Genomic DNA, 23940 nt, shown 5'->3' with positions numbered 1-23940 from the left:
CGCCCATTCGCGCGGCATCAGCTGACTGGTCGTCCGGTTGGCGCTGGGATTCGCGCTCCGCGGCGATCTGCGCGGTGTAGTGCGCGATCTCGCGCTCCAGGCGTTCGTCGTCCCAGCCCAGGGTCGCGGCCATGAGTTCCGCCGCCGGCCCGGCCGAGCCGACGCCGCGGTCGAAGGTCTCGAAGCTGATTCGGGTCCGCCGCGCGAGCACGTCCTCAAGGTGGTTGGCGCCCTCATGCGACGCCGCGTAGACGATCTCGGCACGTAGATAGTCGTCGGCGCCCTCCAGCGGCTGGCCGAGCGCTCGGTCCTTTTCGACCAGCGCGATGACCTCTTCGGCCAGCGAACCGTAGCGATGCAACAGGTGCTCGATCCGCGCGACATGCAGGCCGCTGGCGGCGGCAATGCGGGTACGGGCGTTCCACAGCGCGGGATAGCCGTCCGCGCCGAGCAGCGGCACGGTATCGGTGCACGAGGCCGGGCCGCGCCGATCGAGTCCGTGCAGTGCGGCGTCCACGGCATCGGCGGCCATGACGCGGTAGGTCGTGTACTTGCCTCCCGCCACGACGACCAGGCCGGGCGCCGCGTGCGCGACGATGTGTTCGCGAGACAGCTTCGAAGTCTCATCCGATTCCCCGGACAGCAGCGGCCGCAGACCGGCGTATACGCCCTCGACGTCTTCTCGCGTCAGCTCGGTCCGCAGAACCTTGTTGACGTGACTCAGCACGTAGTCGATGTCTGTCGCGCTCGCCGCGGGGTGCGCCTTGTCCAGGTTCCAGGAGGTGTCGGTGGTGCCGATGATCCAGTGCCGCCCCCACGGAATGACGAACAGGACCGACTTCTCTGTCCGCAGGATGATGCCTGATGAGGACTGGATGCGGTCCTTGGGCACGACGAGATGCACGCCCTTTGACGCGGTGACGTGGAATTTGCCGCGCTCACCGACCATCGCTTGTGTCTCGTCGGTCCATACGCCGGTGGCGTTGACCACCTGGGCGGCCTTGATCTCGATCTGGTCGCCGCTCTCCTCGTCTCGCACCACGGCTCCGGTAACGCGCTCCCCCTCGCGCAGGAAGCCGACGACACGGGCGCGGTTCGCGACATGCGCCCCGAACGAGGCCGCCGAGCGCACGAGAGTGGTGACGAAGCGGGCGTCGTCCACCTGCGCGTCGTAGTACTGGATCGCACCCACGAGCGCGTCCTTCTTCAGCGAGGGCGCGATGCGTAGCGCGTGACGGCGCGTCAGGTGACGATGCGGGGGCAGGCCGCGGCCGTGGCCGGAGGAGTAGCTCATCGCGTCGTAGAGCGCGACCCCGGACCCCGCGTATACGCGCTCCCAGGCTCGTCCGGTGAGCGGATAGAGGAACGGCACCGGACGCACGAGGTGCGGCGCGAGGCGTTCGATGAGCAGGCCCCGCTCCTTGAGCGCTTCGCGAACGAGCGCGAAGTCCAGCATCTCCAGGTACCGCAAGCCGCCGTGGATGAGTTTGGAGGACCGGCTTGAGGTCCCCGAAGCCCAGTCCCGTGCCTCCACCATGCCGACCGAAAGGCCGCGCGTTACCGCGTCCAAGGCGGTGCCGGCGCCGACCACGCCGCCGCCGACCACCAACACGTCCAATTCGGTGGCGGCGAGCGCGGCCAATGCGGCCCGCCGCTCCTCGGGTCCGAGCTTCACACTGCGCATGCCTCTACGATGCCGGTCGGCACCGACTTGGCGCTATGCGAGTTACGCCACGGGAAGGGTGAACTCTAGGAGATCACTAGGTTGCGGCCAAGATCACCGCTTCTCGTGCTCGGTGAAGACCTGCGCCTAAGACACCGTCAGCTCGACCCGCTGGAACTCCTTGAGGTCGGAGTACCCGGTCGTGGCCATCGCCCGCCGCAGCGCACCGAAGAGGTTCATGGTGCCGTCCGCGGTGTTCGAGGGACCGACCAGGATTTCCTCGAGGGTGCCGACGGTGCCGAGGTGAGTGCGCATGCCGCGCGGCACCGAGGCGTGCCAGGCCTCCGCGCCCCAGTGGAACCCGTGCCCGGGAGCCTCGACCGCGCGGGCCAGCGGTGAACCGATCATCACACCGTCCGCGCCGCAGGCAATCGCCTTCGCGATCTCGCCGCTGCCGCCCATCGCGCCGTCCGCGATCACGTGCACGTACCGGCCGCCGGACTCGTCCATGTAGTCCCGCCGGGCCGCCGCCACATCGCTGATCGCGGTCGCCATCGGGACCGCGATGCCGAACACGTTCTTGGTGGTGTGCGAGGAACCGCCGCCGAAACCGACCAGCACGCCTGCCGCGCCCGAGCGCATCAGGTGCAGCGCCGCCTTGTACGTCGCGACGCCGCCCGCGACGACCGGCACGTCAAGGTCGTAGACGAACTGCTTGAGGTTGAGCGGCTCGCTGTCGTGCGACACGTGCTCGGCGGACACCGTCGTGCCGCGGATGACGAAGAGATCCACGCCGGCGTTGACCACGGTCTTGTAGAGCTGCGCTGTGCGTTGCGGCGACAACGCTCCCGCGGCGACCACGCCTGCGTCCCGGATCTGCTTAATCCGCGCGACGATCAGCTCTTCCTTGACCGGCGCCGTGTAGATCTCGCGCAGCCGCTTCACGACGCGCTCGGCGGGCAGTTCGGCGATCTCGGCGAGCAACGGCTCCGGGTCGGCGTAGCGGGTCCACAGCCCTTCGAGGTCGAGCACGCCCACGCCGCCGAGCCGGCCGATCGCTATGGCCGAATCCGGGGAGACCACCGAGTCCATCGGCGCGGCCAGGAATGGCAGCCGCAGCTGGTAGGCGTCGATCTGCCAGTCGATCGAGACGTCCTCGGGGTCGCGGGTACGCCGCGAGGGAACCAGGGCGATGTCGTCGAAACCGTACGCCTGCCGGGCGCGCTTCGAGCGGCCGATCTCGACCTCGGACACGATGGGGCTCCCTCTCCGGGCGCTGGAGTGCTTTTAAGCGCCGCAGACGTTCGCGGCGCTACCGACTCTAGCGCGAGTGGTAGTTCGGGGCCTCGACGGTCATCTGGATGTCGTGCGGGTGGCTCTCCTTGAGGCCGGCCGAGGTGATCCGCACCAGCTGCGCCTCTTGCAGGTCGGCGATGGCGCGCGCGCCGGTGTAGAACATGGCCTGCTTGACGCCGCCGACGAGCTGGTGCGCCACGGCGGAGAGCGGACCGCGATACGGTACCTGGCCTTCGATGCCCTCTGGGATGAGCTTGTCGTCGGACGAAACGTCCTGCTGTGCGTAACGGTCGCGGGAGTACGCCCTGCCCTCCGCCTTTCCGCGCGAGGACATGGCGCCGAGCGAACCCATGCCGCGATACGACTTGTACTGCTTGCCGTTGATGAAGATCAGGTCGCCCGGGGACTCCTCGCAGCCGGCCAGCAGCGAGCCGAGCATCACCGTGTCCGCTCCGGCCGCGATGGCCTTCGCGATGTCGCCGGAGTACTGAAGGCCGCCGTCGCCGACCACCGGGACGCCGGCCGGCTTGGCCGCCCGCGCCACCTCGTAGATCGCCGTGACCTGCGGCATGCCGACACCCGCGACCACGCGCGTGGTGCAGATCGAACCCGGTCCGACGCCGACCTTCACCGCGTCGACCCCGGCGTCGATGAGCGCCTGCGCGCCGGCGGCGGTCACCACGTTGCCGCCGATCACGTCGATGTGGCTGTTCGCCTTGATCTTGGAGACCGTGTCGCACAGTGCCTTGGAATGCCCGTGCGCGACGTCCACGACCACGAAGTCCACGCCGGCCTCGGCCAGCAGCATCGCGCGCCGGTACGCGTCATCGCCGACGCCGACCGCCGCGCCGACGACCAGGCGGCCTTCCGTGTCCTTGGTGGCGTGCGGGTACTGCTCGGTCTTCGTGAAGTCCTTGACCGTGATCAGGCCGTGCAGCTTGCCGGTGGCGTCGACGAGTGGCAGCTTCTCGATCTTGTGCGCGCCCATCAGCTTCATCGCCTCGGCGCCCGTGATGCCGACATGGCCGGTCACCAGCGGAGCCTTCGTCATCACATCGTGCACGAGCCGGGAGTGGTCGGTCTCGAAACGCAGGTCCCGGTTGGTCACTATGCCGATGAGCAACCCGGCGCCGTCTACTACGGGCAGTCCGCTGATGCGGTACTTCGCACAGAGCGAGTCAACCTCGGCGAGCGTGGCGTCCGGGCCGACCGTCACCGGCTGGGTGATCATGCCGGACTCGGAGCGCTTGACCAGGTCGACCTGCGCCGCTTGATCCTCGGCCGGAAGGTTGCGGTGCAGCACCCCGGCGCCACCCTGGCGCGCCATCGCGATCGCCATCCGTGCCTCGGTCACCGTGTCCATCGCGGCGGAGACCAGCGGGATGCGCACGGACAGGTTGCGGGTCAGCCGCGCGGTGGTGTCCGACTCGCCGGGCATCAGATCTGATACGGCCGGGACCAGCAACACGTCGTCAAAGGTCAGCCCCAGCAGGCCGAACTTCTCGGGGATGTCGAAGACGGACACGAATACCCTCCGGGGCTCGGGTCGGGGAGACGTCAAGTCTAACGGCCCGCGAGGGCGCCCTAATCCCGCTCGCCGTGCCGCTCCGGGCCAGGGCCTTGATCGGGATCTTGATTCCGACTCTGATCCTGATCCGGAGCGGGCTGCGCGCCGTGCGGCGGCTGAGGATATCGGCCGCGGTCAGCGAACCAACCCCCAGCGGAATCCGAGGGCGACCGCGTGCGCGCGGTCCGAGGCGCCGAGCTTCTTGAACAGGCGCCGCGCGTGTGTCTTGACCGTGTCCTCGGACAGGAACAGGTCGCGGCCGATCTCCGCGTTAGAGCGGCCGTGGCTCATGCCCTCGAGCACTTGGATCTCGCGGGCGGTCAGCGTCGGGGCGGAGCCCACCTCGGCCGGGCGCAGCCGGCGGGGGGCCAGCCGCCAGGTCGGGTCGGCCAGGGCCTGCGAGACGGTGGCGCGCAGTTCGGCGCGCGAGGCGTCCTTGTGCAGGTAGCCGCGGGCGCCAGAGGCCACGGCGAGGGCCACGCCGTCCAGGTCCTCGGCCATGGTGAGCATGATGACCCGGGCGGTCGGGTCGGTGGAGACCAGCCGGCGGACGGTCTCGACGCCGCCGAGGCCGGGCATCCGCACGTCCATCAGAACCAGGTCGACCCGGTCGGCGGTCCAGCGCCGCAGCACCTCCTCGCCGCTGCTCGCCGTGGTCACGCGGTCCACGCCGGGGACCGTGGCCACCGCACGGCGCAGGGTCTCGCGGGCGAGCGGTGAGTCGTCACAGACCAGGATGGACGTCATATGTGCCTCCACGCACAGTGGATACCTGCTGCTGTCAGGCAATGCCGGGGAATATTGCGCGAGCGGGGCCGGAAACCGGCGGGACGGCCCGCCGGGTGGGGGTTCCGACCCCCTCCGCCCTGACTCAACGACCGTCACCCGAAAGCGTTACGCACAATCGGGTGGCGAATTCGGGTCCGTCGCAGCTCAAGATCGAGTTTTCGGCGAATGTCCGTTCACCCGCTCGGCGCAGACCACGCCGGACGACGGGCGGCCGGCGGGCTGAAACCGGCCGCTCGCGGCGGCGCACGGACGTTTTGTGACGATATCGTGACCGGCTGTCATTGCAGACCCAGTTTGGACCTCGGCGCCGGAATTTGGGAAGCCCTGACCGGCTCAAATCCCGGCGGCCACCCGGCTCTGCGCCGCTCGCACCAGCGCGGCGGCGCGCGCCACCGGCACGCCAGAGCGCACGAGGCGGTCGACCACGGCGAGTCGCACTACATCGATGGCGGCGTAGGGCGGGTGCTGCTGGGTGTTGTCCGAGCCGCCGTCGTCTGGATCACGCAGCGCGCGGAGCGGGATGCCGGTGCGCAGTTCGAGTTCCTCGTGCGTGTAATGGCTGGTGGGCTGTGGCAGGGCGGCGGTCTGCCGGGCCTCCGCATTGGCATGCTGTGGCCATGTGTTAAGGCCTTTGGCACCTTCTCGCCACGAGCGGGTGATTGGGTCGATTTCGCAGGTAGGAGCGTCGGGGCATCGGCCGTTCAGGGGTTCTGCACTGGGCCGTTCGTAGGTCGAGAACACACCGCTCCCTTACCTAACAAATAGGTGGGTATAGGCGTCAGTACCGGCAACTCCACTCTTACCGGGGAATGCCTTCTCATGACACGTCCAATCACTGGATGACCTGCGGTTTACAACGGACACGCTGAGCGAGTGCGCGGTCACCGGCCGCGTCGCCGGCGACAAGGAGGGACAGCGGCGATGGCCGATTTCTCACGGCTCCCCGGCCCGAACGCCGATCTGTGGGACTGGCAGCTGCGCGGTCTGTGCCGCGGCAAGGACAGCTCGCTCTTCTTCCACCCCGAGGGGGAGCGCGGTGCGGCGCGATCGAGCCGGGAAATGGCGGCGAAGGAGATCTGCATGAACTGTCCCGTGCAGATAGCGTGCGCGGATCACGCGCTAAGAGTGCGCGAGCCGTACGGCGTCTGGGGCGGCATGACGGAGGAGGAACGCGAGGAGCACCACGCGCGGCAGAAGGCGCTAGCCCGGGCTCAGGCGGCCAGGGAGAAGGAGGCGCGGGCGCGGCAGGCGAAGCTCAAGGAGAAGCTGCTACGCGAGAAGGCGCTGCAGGACCAGAACCAGATCGAGCTGAAGGAGCCCACGAGCGCGAACGATGCCGCGACTCGGGAGTCGGTACCACGGCGCAAGCGTCCCGCCGGCGGGACGGTGGCGGTCGCGGCGCCCAAGACGAAGGCCGCGGACACGAACGCGCCGAAGAAATCGCCGAGCAAGCCAGCCGCGCGCAAGAAGCCGAAGACGCTGGTCAAGGCGTAGGCGGACACTCGGAACGGGAGAGCACCGCGGCGCGCGCGGGAGCTAGAAAGAGGGACTCCCGCAGTCACCAGGCTTGGTGGCTGCGGGAGTCCCGTTGTGCTCAGCTGTCGCCGCCGCGGGAAGCGCGACTACTAGCCACTGCTAGTGGCTGTGCCCGTGGCCGTGCGAGTGACCCTCGTCTTCCTTCGGCGCCGGCTTTTCCACCACGAGCGTCTCGGTGGTCAGCAGCATCGAGGCGATCGAGGCGGCGTTGGCCAGTGCGGAGCGGGTGACCTTGACCGGGTCGATGACACCGGCCTCGATCAGGTCCACGTACTCGCCGGTGGCCGCGTTGAGGCCCTCCGTGTCCTCGAGGCCGGAGACCTTGTCGGTGACGACGTAGCCCTCGTGCCCGGCGTTCTCGGCGATCCAGCGCAGCGGCTCGACCAGCGCCTTGCGGACGACTGCCACACCGGTCGCCTCGTCGCCGCTCAGGCCGAGCCGGTCGTTCAGCACGGTGGCGGCGTGCACGAGCGCGGCGCCGCCGCCTGCGACGATGCCCTCCTCGACCGCGGCGCGGGTGGCCGAGATCGCGTCCTCGAGACGGTGCTTCTTCTCCTTGAGCTCGACCTCGGTGGCCGCGCCGACCCGGATCACGCACACGCCGCCGGCCAGCTTGGCCAGCCGCTCCTGCAGCTTCTCCCGGTCCCAGTCGGAGTCCGAGGCCTCGATCTCCGCCTTGAGCTGACGCACCCGGTCCTGCACCGCGCCGGAGTCGCCGGCGCCGTCCACGATCGTGGTGTTGTCCTTGTCGACGGTGATCCGGCGCGCGGTGCCGAGCACCTCGACGCCGACCTGGTCCAGCTTGAGGCCGACCTCGGGGCTTACCACCTGGGCACCGGTCAGGGTCGCGATGTCCTGCAGGATCGCCTTGCGGCGGTCGCCGAAGCCGGGGGCCTTGACCGCGACGGAGTTGAAGGTGCCGCGGATCTTGTTGACCACCAGGGTGGAGAGCGCCTCGCCGTCCACGTCCTCGGCGATGATCAGCAGCGGCTTGCGCGCCTGGGCGACCTTCTCGAGCACCGGCAGCAGCTCGGAGATCGAGGAGATCTTGCCCTGGTTGATCAGGATGTACGGGTCCTCCAGGACGGCCTCCTGGCGCTCCTGGTCGGTGACCATGTACGGCGAGAGGTAGCCCTTGTCGAACTGCATGCCCTCGGTGAACTCGAGGGCGAGGCCGAAGGTGTTGTTCTCCTCGACCGTGATGACGCCGTCCTTGCCGACCTTGTCCATGGCCTCGGCGATCAGGTCGCCGATCGCCTGGTCCTGCGCGGAGATCGCGCCGACCTGGGCGATGGACTCCTTGGTCTCGACCGGCTTGGCGGTGGAGAGCAGGTGGTCGGACACCGCCTTGACCGCCGCGTCGATGCCGCGCTTGAGCGCGATCGGCTGCGCGCCGGCCGCGACGTTGCGCAGGCCCTCGCGCACCAGCGCCTGGGCCAGCACGGTCGCGGTGGTGGTGCCGTCGCCCGCGATGTCGTTGGTCTTGGTCGCGACCTCCTTGGCGAGTTGGGCGCCGAGGTTCTCGTACGGGTCCTCGAGCTCGACCTCGCGGGCGATGGTCACGCCGTCGTTGGTGATCGTGGGCGCGCCGAACTTCTTGTCGATCACGACGTTGCGGCCCTTGGGGCCGATCGTCACCTTGACCGCGTCGGCGAGCGCGTTGACGCCGCGCTCCAGCTTGCGGCGGGCGTCCTCGTCGAATTGCAGCATCTTGGCCATAGGTGCCAAGCGTCCCTTCTTAAGCCTGGATGGGTGGAACAGTGGACCTGGCCGCGCAGCCGGACCGGGTCGGTCAGACACGGCGCCTGATCGGACACCGTGTCTCGATCAGACACCGAAGGCCGCGCCCCGCCGCCCGTCCAGCGGGGTTTGCGGAACGCGGCCTTCACGGCTGGCTGCGCGAGCGGCTGCTACTTGTTGACGACGGCGAGCAGGTCGCGCGCCGACAGGACGAGGTACTCCTCGCCGTTGTACTTGACCTCGGTGCCGCCGTACTTGGAGTACAGGACGACGTCGCCTTCCTTGACGTCGAGCGGGAGGCGCTGGCCGTCCTCGAAGCGGCCCGGGCCCACGGCCAGGACGACGCCCTCCTGCGGCTTCTCCTTGGCGGTGTCCGGGATGACCAGGCCGGAGGCGGTGGTCTGCTCGGCGTCCAGCGGCTTGACGACGACACGGTCCTCAAGCGGCTTGATGGCAACGGTAGCCACGGTCGTGACCTCTCCTTCGGAGACACTCACTGACGGCGGGAACACGGCCCCCGCCGGTTGACTTGGGGCCACCGTCCACGCCTGTCGTCGCGGGTGCCAGGGGGACGGGGTGGCATTGGCACACTCACGTTGAGAGTGCCAATCGGCAGGTTATGACTCCCGCTGGCACTCGGTCAACCCGAGTGCCAAAACCGGGGGCACGCTGAGCGCGAACCGGCCGCGCACCCGGGGCTGATCTTGGTGAACATGAGCCCGTGTCATAGAACAGCTTCGGCGGCGGATAATCATGGACGCACAAAGACACGCGAGGTAGACGCATCCGCGTCCCGATATTGGGCACGGATCATGCGAACCTGCTGACGAGGGGATAGACGGTGTTCGGCATTCTCGGCCTCGATCCGGCGGCGGAGCGTGTCTACCAGGAGCTGGTCACCGCGGGGTCCGGCAGCACGGCCGGACTGGTCGAGCGGATCGGGCTGCCGCGGGTCGAGGTGCGTAATGCGCTCTCGGCGCTGGCCGAGCTGGGGCTGGTGACGAAGCAGAACGGGACGCGGGAGCGTTACGTGGCCGCGCCGCCTGCGGTGGCGCTGGGGGCGCTCCTGGCCGAGCAACGGCACGCGTTGTACCGCGCCGAACTCGGCCTGGCGTCGTTGGCTGAGGCGTACCGCAGCGCGAGCGCGGACAGCTCGGCGCGTGATCTGATCGAAGTGGTGATCGGAGCGCACGCGGTAAGGCATCGCTTCGAGCAGGTCCAGATGGCCGCGACCGCCGAACTGCACGTCATGTCGGAAGCCAGCCACGAGGTGGTCGGGCCCGGCGAGAGCGCGGCTGAAGAGCAGGCCATCAACCGGGGCGTGCGATACCACGTCATCGTCGAGCACGCGATGCTGGATCGCCCGGGCGCGTTCGAGGGCCTGATGGCGCATATGAAGCACCAGCAGCTGTGCCGGGTGGTGGAGCAGGTGCCGACGAAGCTGGTGATCGCGGACCGTTCGGTCGCGCTGGTACCGCTGAGCGACGGCACGAATCCGGATGGCGGCGAGCCCTCGGCGATGTTCGTGCGCGCTCCGGGCTTGATCAGGCTGCTGATGGGACTGTACGAGTCGGTGTGGGACAGCGCCGTGCCGGTGCGCCTTGTCGAGCCGAACGGGATCGAGCTGGATATCCCGGAGACCGAGCCGACCGGCCTCGACCTGCGCATACTCTCGCTGCTCATGGTGGGGGCCACGGACGCGGCGATCGCCAAGCAGCTCGGCCTCGGGTTGCGCACGGTGCAGCGCCGGGTGGCGCACATGATGGATCTGGCCCGGGTCAGCACCCGATTGCAGCTCGGCTGGCAGGCCTGCCATCGCGGCTGGTTGAGTTAGCAGAGCACTGGGTTAGCGGGCTGAGGCGGTCCGGGAGCGGCAGCGGCTGGGAGGGCCGAAGATCGAAATCGGGCACGCCGTAGGATTGCCGGGTGACGCAAGCGAGCATTCCGCGCGGGGAACCGGAGACGTTCTACTCCAGGGTTGGTGGGGAGCCGACGTTCCGGGCGCTGGTGCACCGCTTTTACGAGGGCGTCGCCGAGGATCAGGAGCTTCGGGCGCTCTACCCGGAGGAGGATCTAGGCCCGGCCGAGGACCGGCTGACGCTCTTTCTGATCCAGTACTGGGGCGGCCCGTCGACGTACAGCGAGGCGCGCGGCCATCCACGGCTTCGGATGCGGCATGCGCCGTTCCGGGTCGACGCCCGCGCCCGGGATCTCTGGCTGCATCACATGGCCGAGGCGGTGCGCTCGCTGAAGCTGCCCGAAGCGGACGAAACCGAGCTCTGGCAATACCTGGAGCGGGCCGCGCACTTCATGGTGAACGCGGAGTAGCGCGCCAACGTGGCGCCTGGTGTCGCGGGCGTCACCGTCACGGATGTCACTGTCACAAACGTCACTGTCACGGGCGTCCGAGCGCGCGGTACTCCCAACCCGCGGCGCGGTACGCGGCCTGGTCGAGCGCGTGGCGCCCGTCCACCACCTTCCGCTGGGCGACCACCGCGCCGAGGGCGTCCGGGTCAATCTCGCGGAACTCGGTCCACTCCGTCAGCAGCACCACGACGTCGGCGTCACGGGCCGCCTCCAGGGTGCTCGGCGCGTACTCCAGGCTCGGGTAGGCCCGGCGGGCGTTGTGCATCGCCTCCGGGTCGTACACGCGCACGGCCGCGCCGGCTTCCTGGAGCATGCGGGCGACATCGAGCGCGGGTGCGTCCCGGATGTCGTCCGAGTTCGGCTTGAAGGCGGCGCCGAGCGCGGCGATCCTGACTCCTTGGAGCGAGCCTCCGGCCAGCTCGCGGACCAGATCGACGGTGCGCGACCGGCGGCGCCGGTTGATCGCGTCCACCTCGTGCAGGAATGCCACCGCCTGGCCGACGCCCAGTTCTTCGGCGCGGTGCGCGAAGGCGCGAATGTCCTTGGGCAGGCAGCCGCCGCCGAATCCGAGGCCGGGGCGTAGGAATCGGCCGCCGATCCGGGAGTCGAAGGACAGCGCCTCGGCCAGTTGGTGCACGTCCGCACCGGTGGCCTCGCAGACTTCTGCCATCGCGTTGATGTAGGAGATCTTGGTGGCCAGGAAGGAGTTCGCGGCCACCTTCACCAGCTCGGCGGTGCTCAGGTCGGTGACCACGACCGGGCTGCCCTGCTCGATGACCGGCGCGAATACGGTGCGCAGCTGCTCCTGCGCCCAGGCCGACTCGACGCCGAAGACCAGCCGATCCGGTCGCAGCGTGTCCTCGACGGCGAAGCCCTCACGCAGGAACTCCGGATTCCAGGCGAGCTCGACCTGCTCCCCCGCCGGCGCCAGCGCGCGCAGCAGGCCGGTCAGCCGGGCCGCGGTACCGACCGGGACGGTCGACTTGCCGACGACAAGCACGCGCCGGTTCAGGTAAGGCGCGAGTGCGGTAACCGCGCTCTCGACGTAACGCAGGTCTGCGGCGTTGGATCCGGTGACCTGTGGCGTGCCGACGCACACGAAGTGCACGTCGCCGAACGCGCCGGCCTCGGCGTAGTCGGTGGTGAAGCGAAGCTTGCCGGATTCGAGCGCCTTGACCAGCAGTTCGGGCAGACCCGGCTCGAAAAACGGGACCTGCCCGGCGTTGAGGCGATCCACTTTGTCCTGCGCCACATCGACGCCCAGCACGTCGAATCCGAGCACAGCCATGCAGATCGCGTGGGTAGCCCCCAGATATCCGGTGCCGATGACAGTGATCTTCGGTGCACTCATCGATTTCTCCCCTCAACCATGAGTGCGTGCATCGAAGCGCCACCCTAGCCTGTGCCGTCGGCAGATGCGGGCGGTACCCCGGAACCGGGCCTCACAGCTCGGCTGAAATGCGCTCCAGCACGGTGCCGTAGGGGGTGTCGAGACGGAGCCAGCGGCTGTGCGCGGCTACGCGTGCGCAGTCCGTTGCGCTCTCCGGCTGCGGGCCGAGGAAACCCATCGCCGAGGCGGCATGCGCGGCGCGCCAGCGCACGCCGTGCGGCAGTTCCCGAGTCCAGATCTCCTCGGCGAGATTGTCCAGCGCCACGCGGTCGCGGCCGAGTGCGCCGAACCTGAAGTCGGCGTTGCCCTGCGCGACTGCCTCGGCAAGCTGGCGCAGCGGTATTTCGCCGAGCGGTCGCCAGCCGGTGCGCGGGGGCAGCAGGCCGGCCCACGAAGGACCGCCGGTGAGCTGCGCGGGCAGGGTGAATCCCGCCGCTCTATTGCCGTTGACGTCGCCATCGCCGTCGCCATCGGTGATCGACTCGAGCAACTGGCCCGCCGACACGGTGCGATCGAAGGGCTGCGCGCCCTCGCCGAGGCCGGCCGTACGCACCGTCAGAACGGTCGCGCGAGCCGACGTACCGTGTAGCGGCGGTGCGGCGTACGCGGCGGCTACCGGCCCAATGCCGACGAAACGCACTGCGGCCGTCTTGTCCATGCCGAGGAGGCGTTGCAGGTAGACGCCTAGCGCGGCCGCGTCGTGGGGGCTTGCGAATACGTACACGTCAGATCAACGATGACGCGACTTGGGCAGCGCGGCCGCGAGATAGGGCTTGAGGTAATCGCGCTCCTCGATGGTCACCCGCCGCGGCCGCTCGGCGGCCAGGTCGTACGGCACCAGGACCGTCTCGGCTATGGCGTACACGAACTCATCGTCCTTGACCTCGTAGGCCACCGTGAAGGAGGCGTTCCCGATCCGGGTCACCCAGGTCTCGACGCGGACCGGGTCGGAGCGGTAGACCAGCGGCCGCTTGTACTCGATCTCGTGCCGGGCCACCACGGTGCCGAGTGAGAACTCCTTGATCCCGGCTTCCTTGGCGGTCATGAACATCCACTCCACCCGCGCCTGCTCCAGGTAGCGCAGATAGACCACGTTGTTCACGTGGCCGAAGGAGTCCATATCCGCCCACCGCAAGGGGCAGGGGTAGACGTACCTCAGACCCTTGTCGGTGATTTCCGCAGGCACCCGGCTAGCCCCGGGTCAGCTTGCGGTAAGTGACGCGGTGCGGTCTGGCCGCTTCCGGGCCGAGCCGCTCGACCTTGTTCTTCTCGTAGGACTCGAAGTTGCCCTCGAACCAGAACCACTTCGAGTCGCCCTCGTAGGCCAGGATGTGCGTGGCCACCCGGTCGAGGAACCAGCGGTCGTGCGAGACCACCACGGCGCAGCCGGGGAATTCCAGCAGCGCGTTCTCCAGCGAGGAGAGGGTCTCGACGTCCAGGTCGTTGGTCGGCTCGTCGAGCAGCAGCAGGTTGCCGCCCTGCTTGAGGGTGAGCGCGAGGTTGAGCCGGTTGCGCTCGCCGCCGGAGAGGATCCCGGCCGGCTTCTGCTGGTCCGGGCCCTTGAATCCGAACGCGGAGACGTATGCGCGCGAGGGCATCTCGACCTGGCCGACGTGAATGTAGTCGAGCCCGTCGGAGACGACCTCCCACAACGTCTTCTTCGGGTCGATGCCGGACCGGTTCTGGTCCACGTAGGAGATCTGCACCGTCTCGCCGACCTTGACGTCGCCGGAATCCGGCTGCTCGAAGCCGACGATGGTCTTGAACAGGGTGGTCTTGCCGGCGCCGTTCGGGCCGACCACGCCGACGATGCCGTTGCGCGGCAGGGTGAATGACAGGTCTTCGATCAGCAGCCGCTCGCCGAAGCCCTTGTTCAGCTTCGCGACGTCGACCACGACGCTGCCCAGGCGCGGACCCGGCGGGATCTGGATCTCCTCGAAATCGAGTTTGCGGGTCTTCTCCGCCTCGGCCGCCATCTCCTCGTAGCGGGCGAGCCGCGCCTTGGACTTGGTCTGCCGGGCCTTGGCATTGGAGCGCACCCACTCGAGTTCTTCCTTGAGGCGCTTCTGCCGCTTGGAGTCCTTCGCACCCTCGACCTTCATCCGGGTGGCCTTGGTCTCCAGGTAGGTGGAGTAGTTGCCCTCGTAGGGGTAGGCGCGGCCGCGGTCGAGCTCAAGGATCCACTGCGCGACGTTGTCCAGGAAGTACCGGTCGTGGGTGATCGCGACCACGGTGCCCGGGTACTTGGCCAGGTGCTGCTCGAGCCAGAGCACCGACTCGGCGTCGAGGTGGTTGGTGGGCTCGTCGAGCAGCAGCAGGTCGGGCTGCTCGAGCAGCAGCTTGCACAGCGCGACGCGGCGCTTCTCGCCACCGGAGAGCACCTTGACGTCGGCGTCGCCGGGCGGGCAGCGCAGCGCGTCCATGGCCTGCTCGAGCTGCGCGTCCAGATCCCAGGCGTTGCGGTGGTCCAGCTGCTCCTGCAGCGTGCCCATCTCGGCCAGCAGTTCGTCGGAGTAGTCGGTGGCCATCTGCTCGGCGATCTGGTTGAAGCGGTCCAGCATCGCCTTGGTGTCGGCCACTCCCTCCTGCACGTTCGCCAGCACGTCCTTGCTCTCGTCGAGCTCGGGCTCCTGCAGCAGGATGCCGACGGAGTAGCCGGGGGTCAGGGTGGCGTCGCCGTTGGACGGCTGCTCCAGACCCGCCATGATCTTCAGCACGGTCGATTTGCCCGCCCCGTTCGGGCCGACCACGCCGATCTTCGCGCCCGGCAGGAACGAGAGGGTCACGTCGTCGAGGATGACCTTGTCGCCGTGTGCCTTCCGGGCCTTGCGCAGGGTGTAGATGAACTCCGCCATGCCTACAAGCTTAGTGGGCCCATGGAGCCGGTCCGGACCGGCTTTCAGCGTCCTGTGGATAACTCGGGCTCGAAGGCGTCAGTGGATCAACCGGCCGCGCGAGCTATCAGCCGTCGCGGACCGTCTTGAAGTCGGCCAGGGCGCTGCGATAACGGGACAGCTCCTCGCCGATGGGGCCGAACAGCTCGTCCTGCGCTACGGCGGCCAGTTCCACGGAAAGTTGCCCGACAGCGACCTGCCCTGCGGCCAATGCGCTCTGCCGCGCTTTTCGGCGCGCGGTGATGTCCAAGGCGATCGAGCCGAGCAGGCTGAGCGCGGCCAGCGCGATGGCGAGCGCTTCCGGGAAACCGGGCACGAAGCAGAACACGACCCAGAGTGCGGTAAGCGTGAGCAGCGCGATATGGCCGGTTTGCACGAGCAGGCGCCGGGAGGGCGGCCGGGCGTCGATCTCGCTGGCGGCCAGCGCGGCATCGATCCGGTCGGCCACCTTGCGCCTGCTGCCGGTGATCTGATTACGCAGGGCGCGGGACCAGTCCGGTGGGAGCGGTGCGGTGGCCGCGTCCGACAGCCGGGAGAGCACGGTTTCGAGCGCTGCGCGGTCCACGGGCACGGGCGCGGGCGCGTCGGCTGAGTCGGTCGCCGCACGAACCAGGTCGCGCAGGCTGGCGCCTGACGCCCCGTCAGTGCCGCGTCGATCAGCGGTCGCACGACCGGAACCGCCCGCGCCGCCACTGCCTCCGGGTCCGGCGCTCGTGCCCGGGTCCACGAGTTCGCGCAGAAAGCGCAGCGGCGTGGAGACGGCCGCCTGGCCGCGGACCGCGATCCGCTCGCTGACCGCGTCGGCGAGGCTGGAAACGCCCGCAGCCGCGCGCAGTCCGTCCATCGCCTCGGCGCGCGCCTCGTCAGAGACCGCCGCTTCGCCGTCGTCCTGCTGCGCAGACGATTCCGTGGTGACCAGCATCGGCGCCAACCGTTCGGCTACCCGGTCCACGTCAGCGGCCAGCCGGTCGGCGGCGGCTCTGCGGCCGGAGACGCGTTCGGTCAGCCGGCGGCGCAGCTCGTCGAGGCCTTCGCGGGTGCGTGCGGAGACCGGGATCACCGGGATGCCGGTCAGGCCGTCATCCTCGACCAGCCGCACCAGGTCCGCGGTGCACTCGGCCACGGCCTCCGGCGGCAGCCGATCGGTCTGGTTGAGCACGATCAGCATGATGTCCGCGTGGTGCGCCAGGGCTTTGAGGTAGCGATCGTGCCAGGAGGCGTCGGCGTACTTCTGCGGGTCGGTGACCCAGACGACGACGTCGGCCAGGCTCACCGCCTGGTCCACCTCGATCTGGTGCTCGCGCACGGCCGAGTCGTGGTCGGGCAGATCGACCAGCACCAGCCCGGCGAGCGCGTCACGGACCGCGGTGCGGTCGAGCGCCGAGTCGCGGGTCAGCTGGCGGCGCGACTCGACGCCGAGCCGGTCGAGCAGCGGCCTGGCCTCGGCGAGCCGGTCCGCCTCCCAGACGCAGGCGATGGCCTGCGTGGTGGTCGGGCGGCGTACCGCGACCGGGGAAAGGCCGATCCCGACCAGGGCGTTGAAGAGGGAGGACTTCCCTACGCCGGTGGCGCCGCCGAGGATGACCACGGTGTGTTCCGCGGACATGCCGAAGCGGGCGGCGGCGCGGCGCAGCACCTCGCGCGCGGGGTCGAGCGCGGGCTGCGGCAGCCGGTCTTCGGCAGTGGCGACCAGTCTGGCCAGCGCGTCGAGCCGAGCGCCGACTCCGAGGGTGCGTTGGCTGCCGCGGATGACTCTCATCGGGCTCGCTGCACCGCCTGCCCGGCTTCCAGCAGCGCCTTGCCCGCGCCGGGTTCGACGCCGAGGTCGGACAGCGCGCGGTGGTGCCGGAAGGCGAGCCGGTCGAACAGCGCGCCGAGGGAGGTGTCGAGCGAGGTCGAGGCGAGTTCGGCGAGCCGGTCGGTCTCGTCCGCGCCGAAGACCGCGTCGGCCAGGCGGCGGGTGGCGGCGGCGACCGGGTGCACGACGCGTTCGCTGGAGGGGGACGAGGAGCGCAGCGCGCGGCGGCGCTTGGGTGGCGCGGCGCCGCGGCGGCCGGTGAAGACGACAGCGGCCAGCAGCGCGGCGGGTCCGTTGCGGCCGGCGGCGAAGAACTGGGCGTCGGAACGCTTGCGGTGCGGCTCCCTGGCGAGCAGGTCAACCAGCGCGTCCGCCCACTCGTCTAGTTCGGGAGGCACTGCGCCGGCGCGGGTACCGGCCGAGACCAGGGCTTCGGCGCTGTCCTGGTCGGCCAGCGCCTCCCGCCAGACCGCGGCGACCTGCTCCGCGGCCCGCGACGCGGCGGCGGCTACCTGGTCGGCGGCGGCGCCGAGCAGCAGGCGGCGGGCGGTTTCGGCAGCTGGATCGCCGGCCGAGAACAGGGCGGTGGCTCGGTCAGGTCCGATCATCGCCTGCCACTCCAGCAGGGGCGTACCGCGCAATAGTTCGCCTTGCGCGATGGCGTCGTGCAGTGAGATGCGCTCGGAGGCGTAGGCAAGGTCCGCCTGGTTACGCAGCTGGTCGGCGGTCTCTGCTTGAGCGGCCAGGCCGTCGGCTATCGCGCCGAGACGACGCGGTAAGTCATCAAACATGCCGTTGACGGTCGCGGCGATCGTCGCCTGACGCATCGTCGGATCATGCGCGGTAGAACGCAACCAGGTCATCAGCGGGTCGAGCAAGTACTCCGGGAGCAGGCCGCCGGTGAGTACCGACTCGGGCACGGTGAACAGCGGCAGGTCGCCGAGCCCGTTGACCGAGAGCAACGCCTGCCCGGCCTCGCGCACCTCGCGCAGGCTCTCCGGCGGGACCCGGTTCAGCACAATCGCAACGGTCACCCGGCGCTCGCGGGCCGCCTGGAGCAGGCGCCACGGCACCGCGTCTGCATAACGCTCCGCGGTGGTGACCAGAAGCCACGCGTCCGCCGCGCCGAGCAGCCGCTCCCCCGCGTCCCGGTTGTCGGCGACGATCGAGTTGACGTCGGGGGCGTCGATCAGCGCGATCCCGGCCGGAATCGCCGGATGCGGCGCGAGGGTGAGGGCGTCGGCTCGCTCGGTCGGTCCGGGCGCACGCAGAAAGGCCGGCAGCAGCCGCTCCGGGCCGGTGACCGCGGCGACCTCGGAAGGATTCACGCACAGCACCGCGGAGCGGGTGGTCGGCCGCAGCACCCCGGCCTTGCTGACCTCCTGCCGGACCAGCGAGTTGACCAGTGTGGACTTGCCGACGCCGGTCGAGCCGCCGACCACGATGTGCACCGGCCCCTCGGGCTGGCGCAGCCGGGGTATCAGATAGTCATCCAGGCGTCTGATCAGATCGGCCTGGATTCTGCGCGTGGCGACGACGCCGTCCGCGGCCAGCGGGAGCCGCGGCGCGGCCACGCTGTCGCGGAGCGCGCCCACGGCGCCCAGCAGGTCAGCGTCCGGGCCTGTGATCGTCACAGCCGTGAGCATGCCGCAGCCCCTGGGGACAAGGGAACACCGGGGTCAGGATTGTTTATAACTTCTCTGTTGCAGCTTCGCCCCGAGACTGGTCGGGGCGAACCTGCCCCCGACCGTACCAAGCGGACCCCGCCAATGGGACCTTTTGCGCCTGATTGCCATGACGATCGGCTTTATGCCGGGCGTTTAGGGCCAGCGGAGGGCTGGAATGGCGCCGCGCAGTGACGGCGGCTTCTACTACCCTGGATCCGCGCGCCGCCGCCCCCATAGCTCAGCGGATAGAGCAGGTGCCTTCTAAGCACTTGGTCGCAGGTTCGAGTCCTGCTGGGGGCACCGATTCAGCTGGTCCGATCGCCGCGCCGCGGCACTGGGGGAATCTTGACCGAGAACGGCGACGCCATGCCTGAACCCACTGATGCCGTTCCGGATGGCGCACAGTCAGGAAAAGCACCGCGCGGCTCTGCCCCTCGCCGCGCGCTGATAGCCGGAGGCGGCACCGCGGGTGTGGTGGGCGTGATCCTGCTCATTCTTTTCACCGGGCACCACGGGACCGACACGGGGCGGGGACAGGGGCAGACTCTGACCGTGCCACCGATGACATTCAGGTTGCAGGACGTCGCTACTGCCGCGCTGGACGGCAGCAACGTGGTCGGCTGCGCACTCGCCGACGACGCGTTCGCGAAGGTGACCGATGTCTTCGGAAAGGACACCGACCATCCCTCAGTCGCGGTTACCGACGCGAAGAAGGCGCTCGATGAGGCGGGTGCAGCTGCCTTGGCCGCTCGAACCCCGGAGCTGAGAAGTGCGGTCGCGGCGTTGCAGGTCCATCTGACCGCGCTGCATGACTCGGCCCAGGCGAACGACCTGGGCCAGGAGGTGTCCGTGCTGTTGTCCCTGCGGGACGACATCGCCGCCGTCGACGCGGCGTGTGCCTCCTAGAGATGGCGCAGACCCTCCGTCGCAAGGGTCCGCTACGCTGATGCAGCGCAGGTCGTGACGGTCGAGCCAAGCAACCGCGTGGTGTCTTCAAGTGCATGGCCACTGGTTGCGCCCTACCGGAACACGGGTTGGCCGGCGGGCGGGGCGAGTGCGGCGGAGACTACGGGGCCGCCGGTCCGCAGGGGGAAGAGACCGGGTGCCGCAAGAGGCGCTCGTTCTTGAGACGGCGAGAGGGACGACGATGGGCAAGCGGGCGGTCGCGTCGGCGGTCGCGGTGCTGCTGAGCTGCGCGCTTATGTCGTCCTGCCATTCCGGGCCGGCGGCGACGCACACCACCGAGCCAGCCGCGCAGATCTCTGAGACGGATACCGCCGGGGCGGCCGAGGCGAGGGCGGTCGAGGCGCTGCGCGCGTGGCTGGCCGCGCCGAAGCCCGGCACGCTCACGGTGAGCAGCGTCGAGACGGACAGCGCGAAGAAGATCGCCGCCAGCCGTCAGCTGACCGGCCGGCTCGATCCGACGTTGGGTGTCGGCTCGCTGACCGGGACGCTGAACGTGCTCGGCAGCAGCACCGCGGTTCAGGATCCGATGAACGTGATCATTCTGAACGGCAAGCTGTACTCCTCGATCCCGACCAAAGAGCAGCACCTCTACCCGGGGCGCACCTGGTTCGTGGACGACCTGTCCACGATGCGAGCCGCGGGCTCGACGCACTCGATCTGGTGGTTGGCGCTCGGGGCGCTGGATAGGTGCACGTCGATGGCGCCAGCGAGGTCGACACCAAGTCCGCGGTCGAATACACCGGCACCGTGGACCTGGCGAAGATCCCGGCGGTGGCGGATCAGCTGCCGAAGTCGGTGATCGTGCAGAAGGCCGGGACGACCAAGGTCTCCATCGACCTCTACACCGACCTCGGCACCGGCGCGCTGGTGCGGCTGACCTATCGGCTGGGGCTTCAGGTGTCCGTGGACGCGACGCCGACCGGGCGCAGCACGGCGGGATACGAGGTCGACTTCGGCGGGTTCAGCACTCCGGTCAAGCCCTCGCCCACTCCGGTCGTCGCTCCCGAAGCGCATCTGGTGACGACGCGCTCCGGGAGCAGCGACCTGTGCCAGTTGGTGATTTTCTGACAGTCGGTGCGCACTTGCTCACTTCATGACGAGCACTGACTTAGCTTGCTGATTTAGCTTGCCGCCCAACCGAGACCGGCGGTCCTACGCGACCGAGAAGTCGTCCGCGTAGTACGAGCCCTGTCCGTACCAGCCGTGCACCCAGATCGTGACGCTGGTCGTCGAGGCACCGGTCGTGAAGCTGACGGACAGTTGCTGGTAAGCACCTGCGGTGCCGGCCGTCCAGGTACTCGTATCGCCCCCACCGGTGCCGGTGTCACCAATGAATACGTAAGAGCCCTGCACCCACGCACTGAGCGTGTACTTGGTGTTCGGGCTCACGCTGATCGTCTGCGAGCACTGCGCGTCATCCGAGCTGGACGCCGCGCCGAGCAGCGCGTGGCTTCCGCCGTGCACCGGGCTGGCGACCACGGAGCCGAGGTTGCCAGTGCAGCTCCACGGGGAGAGCGAACCGGACTCGAAGCCGGGGTTGCTCACCTTGTTGCCGCCGGTTCCGCCCGTCGGTGAGGAACTCGGCGAGGAGGACGGCGACTGCGAGGGTGAGTTGCTCGGGGAGGAGGAGGGTGTCGGCGACGGCGAGCCGCTGCGCGACGTGGTCGGGGTCGGACTTGGCGAGCCGCTCGGCGTGGTGCAGCTTGAGGCGGAGCCGTTGATGTCGTTGACCGCGTCGTTGAACAGCGTGGCGGCCGGGTCCAGGTCGTAGAGCGAGAACATCATGAACCCGCCGTAACCGTTGCAGTGCACGTAGTCCGCTCGGGCCTGGATCGACTGGGCCGATTCGCCGCCGTAGAAGTTCGTGCCGTCATAGAAGTAGGCGGAGCGGGTTACCGGATCCCAGTAGGTGTCGGCGGAGTTCGCGACGATGTTGGTGATCTCCTTGTACATCGCGACGCCGGGCACGCTGCCGGATAGTGTCATGCCCGCCGAAGGGCCGCTCGCACTCTGATAGAGGCCGTGGTTCGATCCGGCCGACACGCCGGTCCAGCCCCGGTAGTAGAAGGGGATGCCGACGGTCAGCTTGCTGGCCGGGAAGCCGCCCGGGATGCCGTATTGGGAGTCACCGGACGTCCAGGCGCGCATCGCGTTGTCCACGCTGTATGTCTCGTTTCCCGGCGCGATCTTGCCCTCCGGCGAGTTCGGGTTCGCATACAGCGGGTCCTGCTCGTCGGCCGGTCCGGTCGCGTTCCAGGCGCCGTACATGTCGTAGGTCATGACGTCGGCGAAGGTGAGGTACTGGCCGATCTGGTTGGTCTGGATCTTGGAGACCTTGTCCTGGCCGGACGGCACCGCGGCGGACAGGGCGTAGGTCTTGCCGTTCGCGCTGCCCGCGCTGTTCAGCTCGTTGCGGAACTCCTGCAGCAGCAGGGTGTAGTTGGCGGTGTCCGCGGCCGAGGTGTGGTTGCCCAGGTGGCCGCCGGTCGAGGCCGGGTACTCCCAGTCGATGTCGAAGCCGTCGAAGATGTTCGCCGCGGTGCCGGGGCCGCCGAATCCGCCCGAAGCCGGGATGTTGCCGTTGATGAACATGTTGATGCAGGAGGAGACGAACTTCTGCCGGGAGGCCGAACTGGCGGCCACGTCGGAGAAGTACTTCGAGTAGGTCCAGCCGCCGAGGGAGAGCAGGATCTTCAGGTTCGGGTACTTCTTCTTCAGCTCCTGCAGCTGGTGGAAGTTGCCGGCGATCGGCTGGTTGAACACGTCAGAGGTGCCGTCCACCGAGATCGAGGAGTCGAAGGACTTCTGGTAGTCGGCGAACTGGTCCTCGGCCCCGTCGCCCGCGTTCGGGTCGTTCTCGCCGCCGGGATCGGGGTCGGTGGCCTTGGTCGCCTCGAAGCAGGTCAGGTTCGTCGGGTCGATGTTCTCGAAGTCGTAGATGAGGTAGTTGAGTTTGCCGGCCAGGCCCTCGGTGTCCAGGGCCTTGAGGTAGAAGGCGTTCTGGTAGATCGACCACTGGTCGTAGTAGGCGATCTTGATGCCGCCGCTGGTGGCCGCGGCGGCGGTGGGCGCGGCGGCGGCCGTGCCGACGACGAGGGCGGTCGCGCCGATCAGCGCTGCGGAGACGCCGACCGCGATGGCGCTGCGGCGGCCGCGTCCCGGGGCGCGCGGTTCGGGCCCTCTCGGTGGGTTGAAGAGACGCACTGCGTGGGCTCCTTGAGTCGGTACACCCGACCGTCCGGCCACGCGTGCTGATAGCTCCGGGGAGTGCTAGCTGTGCTCCGGGGCTCGTGCGGCGGCGGACGGCGGCGTGGAGGACAACCTTGCTGGTTGACCGCCGGATGCGCCGTCCCGCGGCTCACTGTGTGTGTAGCGCCGCCGCGCCGGGCCCGTCAAGGGATTGGACTAGACCAATCTGCGACAACCCGGCGGCTTCAGCCGGATTCCAGGCGCGTAAGCTGGCGGACGGACGAACTCGGACGAGTCGGTCTCGAGCGCGGCACGAGGAGGTGGCGACGGTGACCCACCCAGCGGCGTCAGTCGATTCTTGGGCGCAGTTGGCGTTGCCCGGGCAGTCCGGGATGCCGGGCATGCCGGGGATGGGCGGCACGCTGCCGGCGCCGAGCTTCGCGCGGATGTGGACGCTGGCGCCGAGCCCGTTCTTCATCACGCTGATCGCGGTGCTGCTCGCGCTGTACGCGGCCGGGGTCATCCGGCTGGTGCGGCGCGGAGACCGCTGGCCGGTGCTGCGCGGATTCAGCTTCCTGATCGGCCTCGCCCTGCTGTTCGCGACGACCTGCACCGGGCTGGCCCAGTACGGCATGTACCTGTTCAGCGCGCACATGTTGCAGCACATGGTGCTGTCCATGGCGGCGCCGCTGTTCCTGCTGCTCGCCGCGCCGCTCACGCTGGCGCTGCGCGCGCTGCACCCGGCCGCGGCCGGCCGCACCGGCCCGCGCGAGCTGCTGCTGAGCCTGCTGCACAGCCGGTTCGCCCGGGTCGTCGCCTCGCCGCTGTTCACCCTGCCGCTGTTCATCGCCAGCCTGTACGGGCTCTACTTCACGCCGCTGTTCGACGCGCTGATGCGCAGCGCGGCCGGGCATGACTTGATGCTGGTGCACTTCCTGGGCGTCGGGCTGCTGTTCTTCTGGCCGATCATCGGCGTGGACCCGGCGCCGCACCGCAGCCCGTACGTGATCCGGATCCTTGAGCTGTTCGCGGCGATGCCGTTCCATGCCTTCTTCGGCGTCGCGGTGATGATGTCCTC

At 69.1% G+C, this 23940-nt stretch carries 20 protein-coding genes, 1 tRNA gene and 1 pseudogene; 8 read left to right on the top strand and 14 right to left on the bottom strand.

Annotated elements, in window-relative coordinates:
- The 5 genes from VN779_RS09640 to VN779_RS09620 form a co-directional block, all read right to left on the bottom strand.
- A partial coding sequence (locus VN779_RS09640; RefSeq protein ID WP_325722112.1) for a glycerol-3-phosphate dehydrogenase/oxidase occupies window positions 1–1684 on the bottom strand: 1684 nt, incomplete at its 3' end.
- A 126-nt stretch (window positions 1685–1810) separates the two neighbouring features.
- The gene (locus VN779_RS09635) at window positions 1811–2917 is read right to left on the bottom strand and encodes a GuaB3 family IMP dehydrogenase-related protein (RefSeq protein WP_325722111.1); all 1107 of its coding nucleotides are present in this window, start codon (window positions 2915–2917) and stop codon (window positions 1811–1813) included.
- A gap of 67 nt (window positions 2918–2984) precedes the next feature.
- Window positions 2985–4484: an IMP dehydrogenase gene (gene guaB / locus VN779_RS09630; protein WP_325722110.1), complete on the bottom strand. Its 1500-nt coding sequence runs from the start codon at window positions 4482–4484 to the stop codon at window positions 2985–2987.
- A gap of 177 nt (window positions 4485–4661) precedes the next feature.
- Complete coding sequence (locus tag VN779_RS09625; protein WP_324840749.1) at window positions 4662–5273, bottom strand: response regulator transcription factor; 612 nt, start codon at window positions 5271–5273, stop codon at window positions 4662–4664.
- A gap of 375 nt (window positions 5274–5648) precedes the next feature.
- Window positions 5649–6056 carry a hypothetical protein gene (locus VN779_RS09620; RefSeq protein WP_325722109.1) on the bottom strand — a complete coding sequence of 136 codons (408 nt, stop codon included), beginning with the start codon at window positions 6054–6056 and terminating at the stop codon, window positions 5649–5651.
- 180 nt (window positions 6057–6236) lie between these two features.
- Between VN779_RS09620 and VN779_RS26405 the strand changes: the two are divergent.
- A pseudogene (locus VN779_RS26405) lies at window positions 6237–6533 on the top strand (WhiB family transcriptional regulator); the annotation flags it as partial.
- 417 nt (window positions 6534–6950) lie between these two features.
- Here VN779_RS26405 and groL read toward each other — a convergent pair.
- Together groL and groES are read right to left on the bottom strand one after the other, a co-directional pair.
- On the bottom strand, window positions 6951–8570 hold the full coding sequence (groL, locus tag VN779_RS09610) for a chaperonin GroEL (protein WP_325722107.1): 1620 nt from the start codon (window positions 8568–8570) through the stop codon (window positions 6951–6953).
- Between the two features lie 191 nt (window positions 8571–8761).
- A complete protein-coding gene (gene groES, locus VN779_RS09605) occupies window positions 8762–9088 on the bottom strand; it encodes a co-chaperone GroES (RefSeq protein WP_414639622.1) in 327 nt (108 codons plus the stop codon).
- A 344-nt stretch (window positions 9089–9432) separates the two neighbouring features.
- Between groES and VN779_RS09600 the strand changes: the two genes are divergently transcribed.
- A complete protein-coding gene (locus tag VN779_RS09600; protein WP_325722106.1) occupies window positions 9433–10425 on the top strand; it encodes a helix-turn-helix domain-containing protein in 993 nt (330 codons plus the stop codon).
- A 92-nt stretch (window positions 10426–10517) separates the two neighbouring features.
- Window positions 10518–10919 (top strand): globin, encoded by a 402-nt coding sequence (locus tag VN779_RS09595; protein ID WP_325722105.1) that lies wholly within the window; start codon window positions 10518–10520, stop codon window positions 10917–10919.
- Between the two features lie 67 nt (window positions 10920–10986).
- On the opposite strand, the gene VN779_RS09590 is transcribed toward VN779_RS09595, so the two are convergent.
- From VN779_RS09590 to VN779_RS09565, 6 genes are all read right to left on the bottom strand, one after another.
- Window positions 10987–12309 carry a UDP-glucose/GDP-mannose dehydrogenase family protein gene (locus VN779_RS09590; RefSeq protein ID WP_325722104.1) on the bottom strand — a complete coding sequence of 441 codons (1323 nt, stop codon included), beginning with the start codon at window positions 12307–12309 and terminating at the stop codon, window positions 10987–10989.
- 91 nt (window positions 12310–12400) lie between these two features.
- Window positions 12401–13072, bottom strand: a complete 672-nt coding sequence (locus VN779_RS09585; RefSeq protein WP_325722103.1) for a hypothetical protein — start codon at window positions 13070–13072, stop codon at window positions 12401–12403.
- Window positions 13073–13078: 6 nt separating this feature from the next.
- Entirely contained in the window at window positions 13079–13507 is a 429-nt protein-coding gene (locus tag VN779_RS09580) for a thioesterase family protein (RefSeq protein ID WP_349260724.1), read from the bottom strand.
- A gap of 31 nt (window positions 13508–13538) precedes the next feature.
- Complete coding sequence (ettA, locus tag VN779_RS09575) at window positions 13539–15203, bottom strand: energy-dependent translational throttle protein EttA (protein ID WP_325722101.1); 1665 nt, start codon at window positions 15201–15203, stop codon at window positions 13539–13541.
- 106 nt (window positions 15204–15309) lie between these two features.
- Window positions 15310–17001 (bottom strand): GTPase, encoded by a 1692-nt coding sequence (locus VN779_RS09570; protein ID WP_325722100.1) that lies wholly within the window; start codon window positions 16999–17001, stop codon window positions 15310–15312.
- Window positions 16998–18674, bottom strand: coding sequence for a GTPase domain-containing protein (locus tag VN779_RS09565; protein WP_325722099.1), 1677 nt, complete (start codon window positions 18672–18674; stop codon window positions 16998–17000). The genes VN779_RS09570 and VN779_RS09565 overlap by 4 nt, the downstream gene beginning before the upstream one ends.
- Before the next feature lie 260 nt (window positions 18675–18934).
- Between VN779_RS09565 and VN779_RS09560 the strand changes: the two genes are divergently transcribed.
- The 4 genes from VN779_RS09560 to VN779_RS09545 all read left to right on the top strand — a co-directional run bounded on the left by VN779_RS09560 (window position 18935) and on the right by VN779_RS09545 (window position 20741).
- Window positions 18935–19007, top strand: a tRNA-Arg gene (locus VN779_RS09560).
- A 261-nt stretch (window positions 19008–19268) separates the two neighbouring features.
- Window positions 19269–19613 (top strand): hypothetical protein, encoded by a 345-nt coding sequence (locus tag VN779_RS09555; RefSeq protein ID WP_325722098.1) that lies wholly within the window; start codon window positions 19269–19271, stop codon window positions 19611–19613.
- A 196-nt stretch (window positions 19614–19809) separates the two neighbouring features.
- Window positions 19810–20472, top strand: a complete 663-nt coding sequence (locus VN779_RS09550; protein ID WP_325722097.1) for a hypothetical protein — start codon at window positions 19810–19812, stop codon at window positions 20470–20472.
- Window positions 20421–20741, top strand: a complete 321-nt coding sequence (locus VN779_RS09545; protein WP_325722096.1) for a hypothetical protein — start codon at window positions 20421–20423, stop codon at window positions 20739–20741. Before VN779_RS09550 ends, VN779_RS09545 begins: the two co-directional genes overlap by 52 nt.
- An 84-nt stretch (window positions 20742–20825) precedes the next feature.
- Here VN779_RS09545 and VN779_RS09540 read toward each other — a convergent pair whose 3' ends face one another.
- Window positions 20826–22784 carry a glycosyl hydrolase family 18 protein gene (locus VN779_RS09540; RefSeq protein ID WP_414639624.1) on the bottom strand — a complete coding sequence of 653 codons (1959 nt, stop codon included), beginning with the start codon at window positions 22782–22784 and terminating at the stop codon, window positions 20826–20828.
- Between the two features lie 479 nt (window positions 22785–23263).
- Between VN779_RS09540 and VN779_RS09535 the strand changes: the two genes are divergently transcribed.
- Window positions 23264–23940 (top strand): cytochrome c oxidase assembly protein (locus VN779_RS09535; RefSeq protein WP_414639623.1); only part of this gene is annotated, 677 nt, incomplete at its 3' end.

This window comes from Actinocrinis sp. (assembly GCF_035605935.1).
In the GTDB taxonomy this organism is placed as follows: domain Bacteria; phylum Actinomycetota; class Actinomycetes; order Streptomycetales; family Catenulisporaceae; genus Actinocrinis.
Note: the sequence above shows the minus strand (reverse complement) of the source record. Positions and strands in the feature narration are given on the sequence as shown.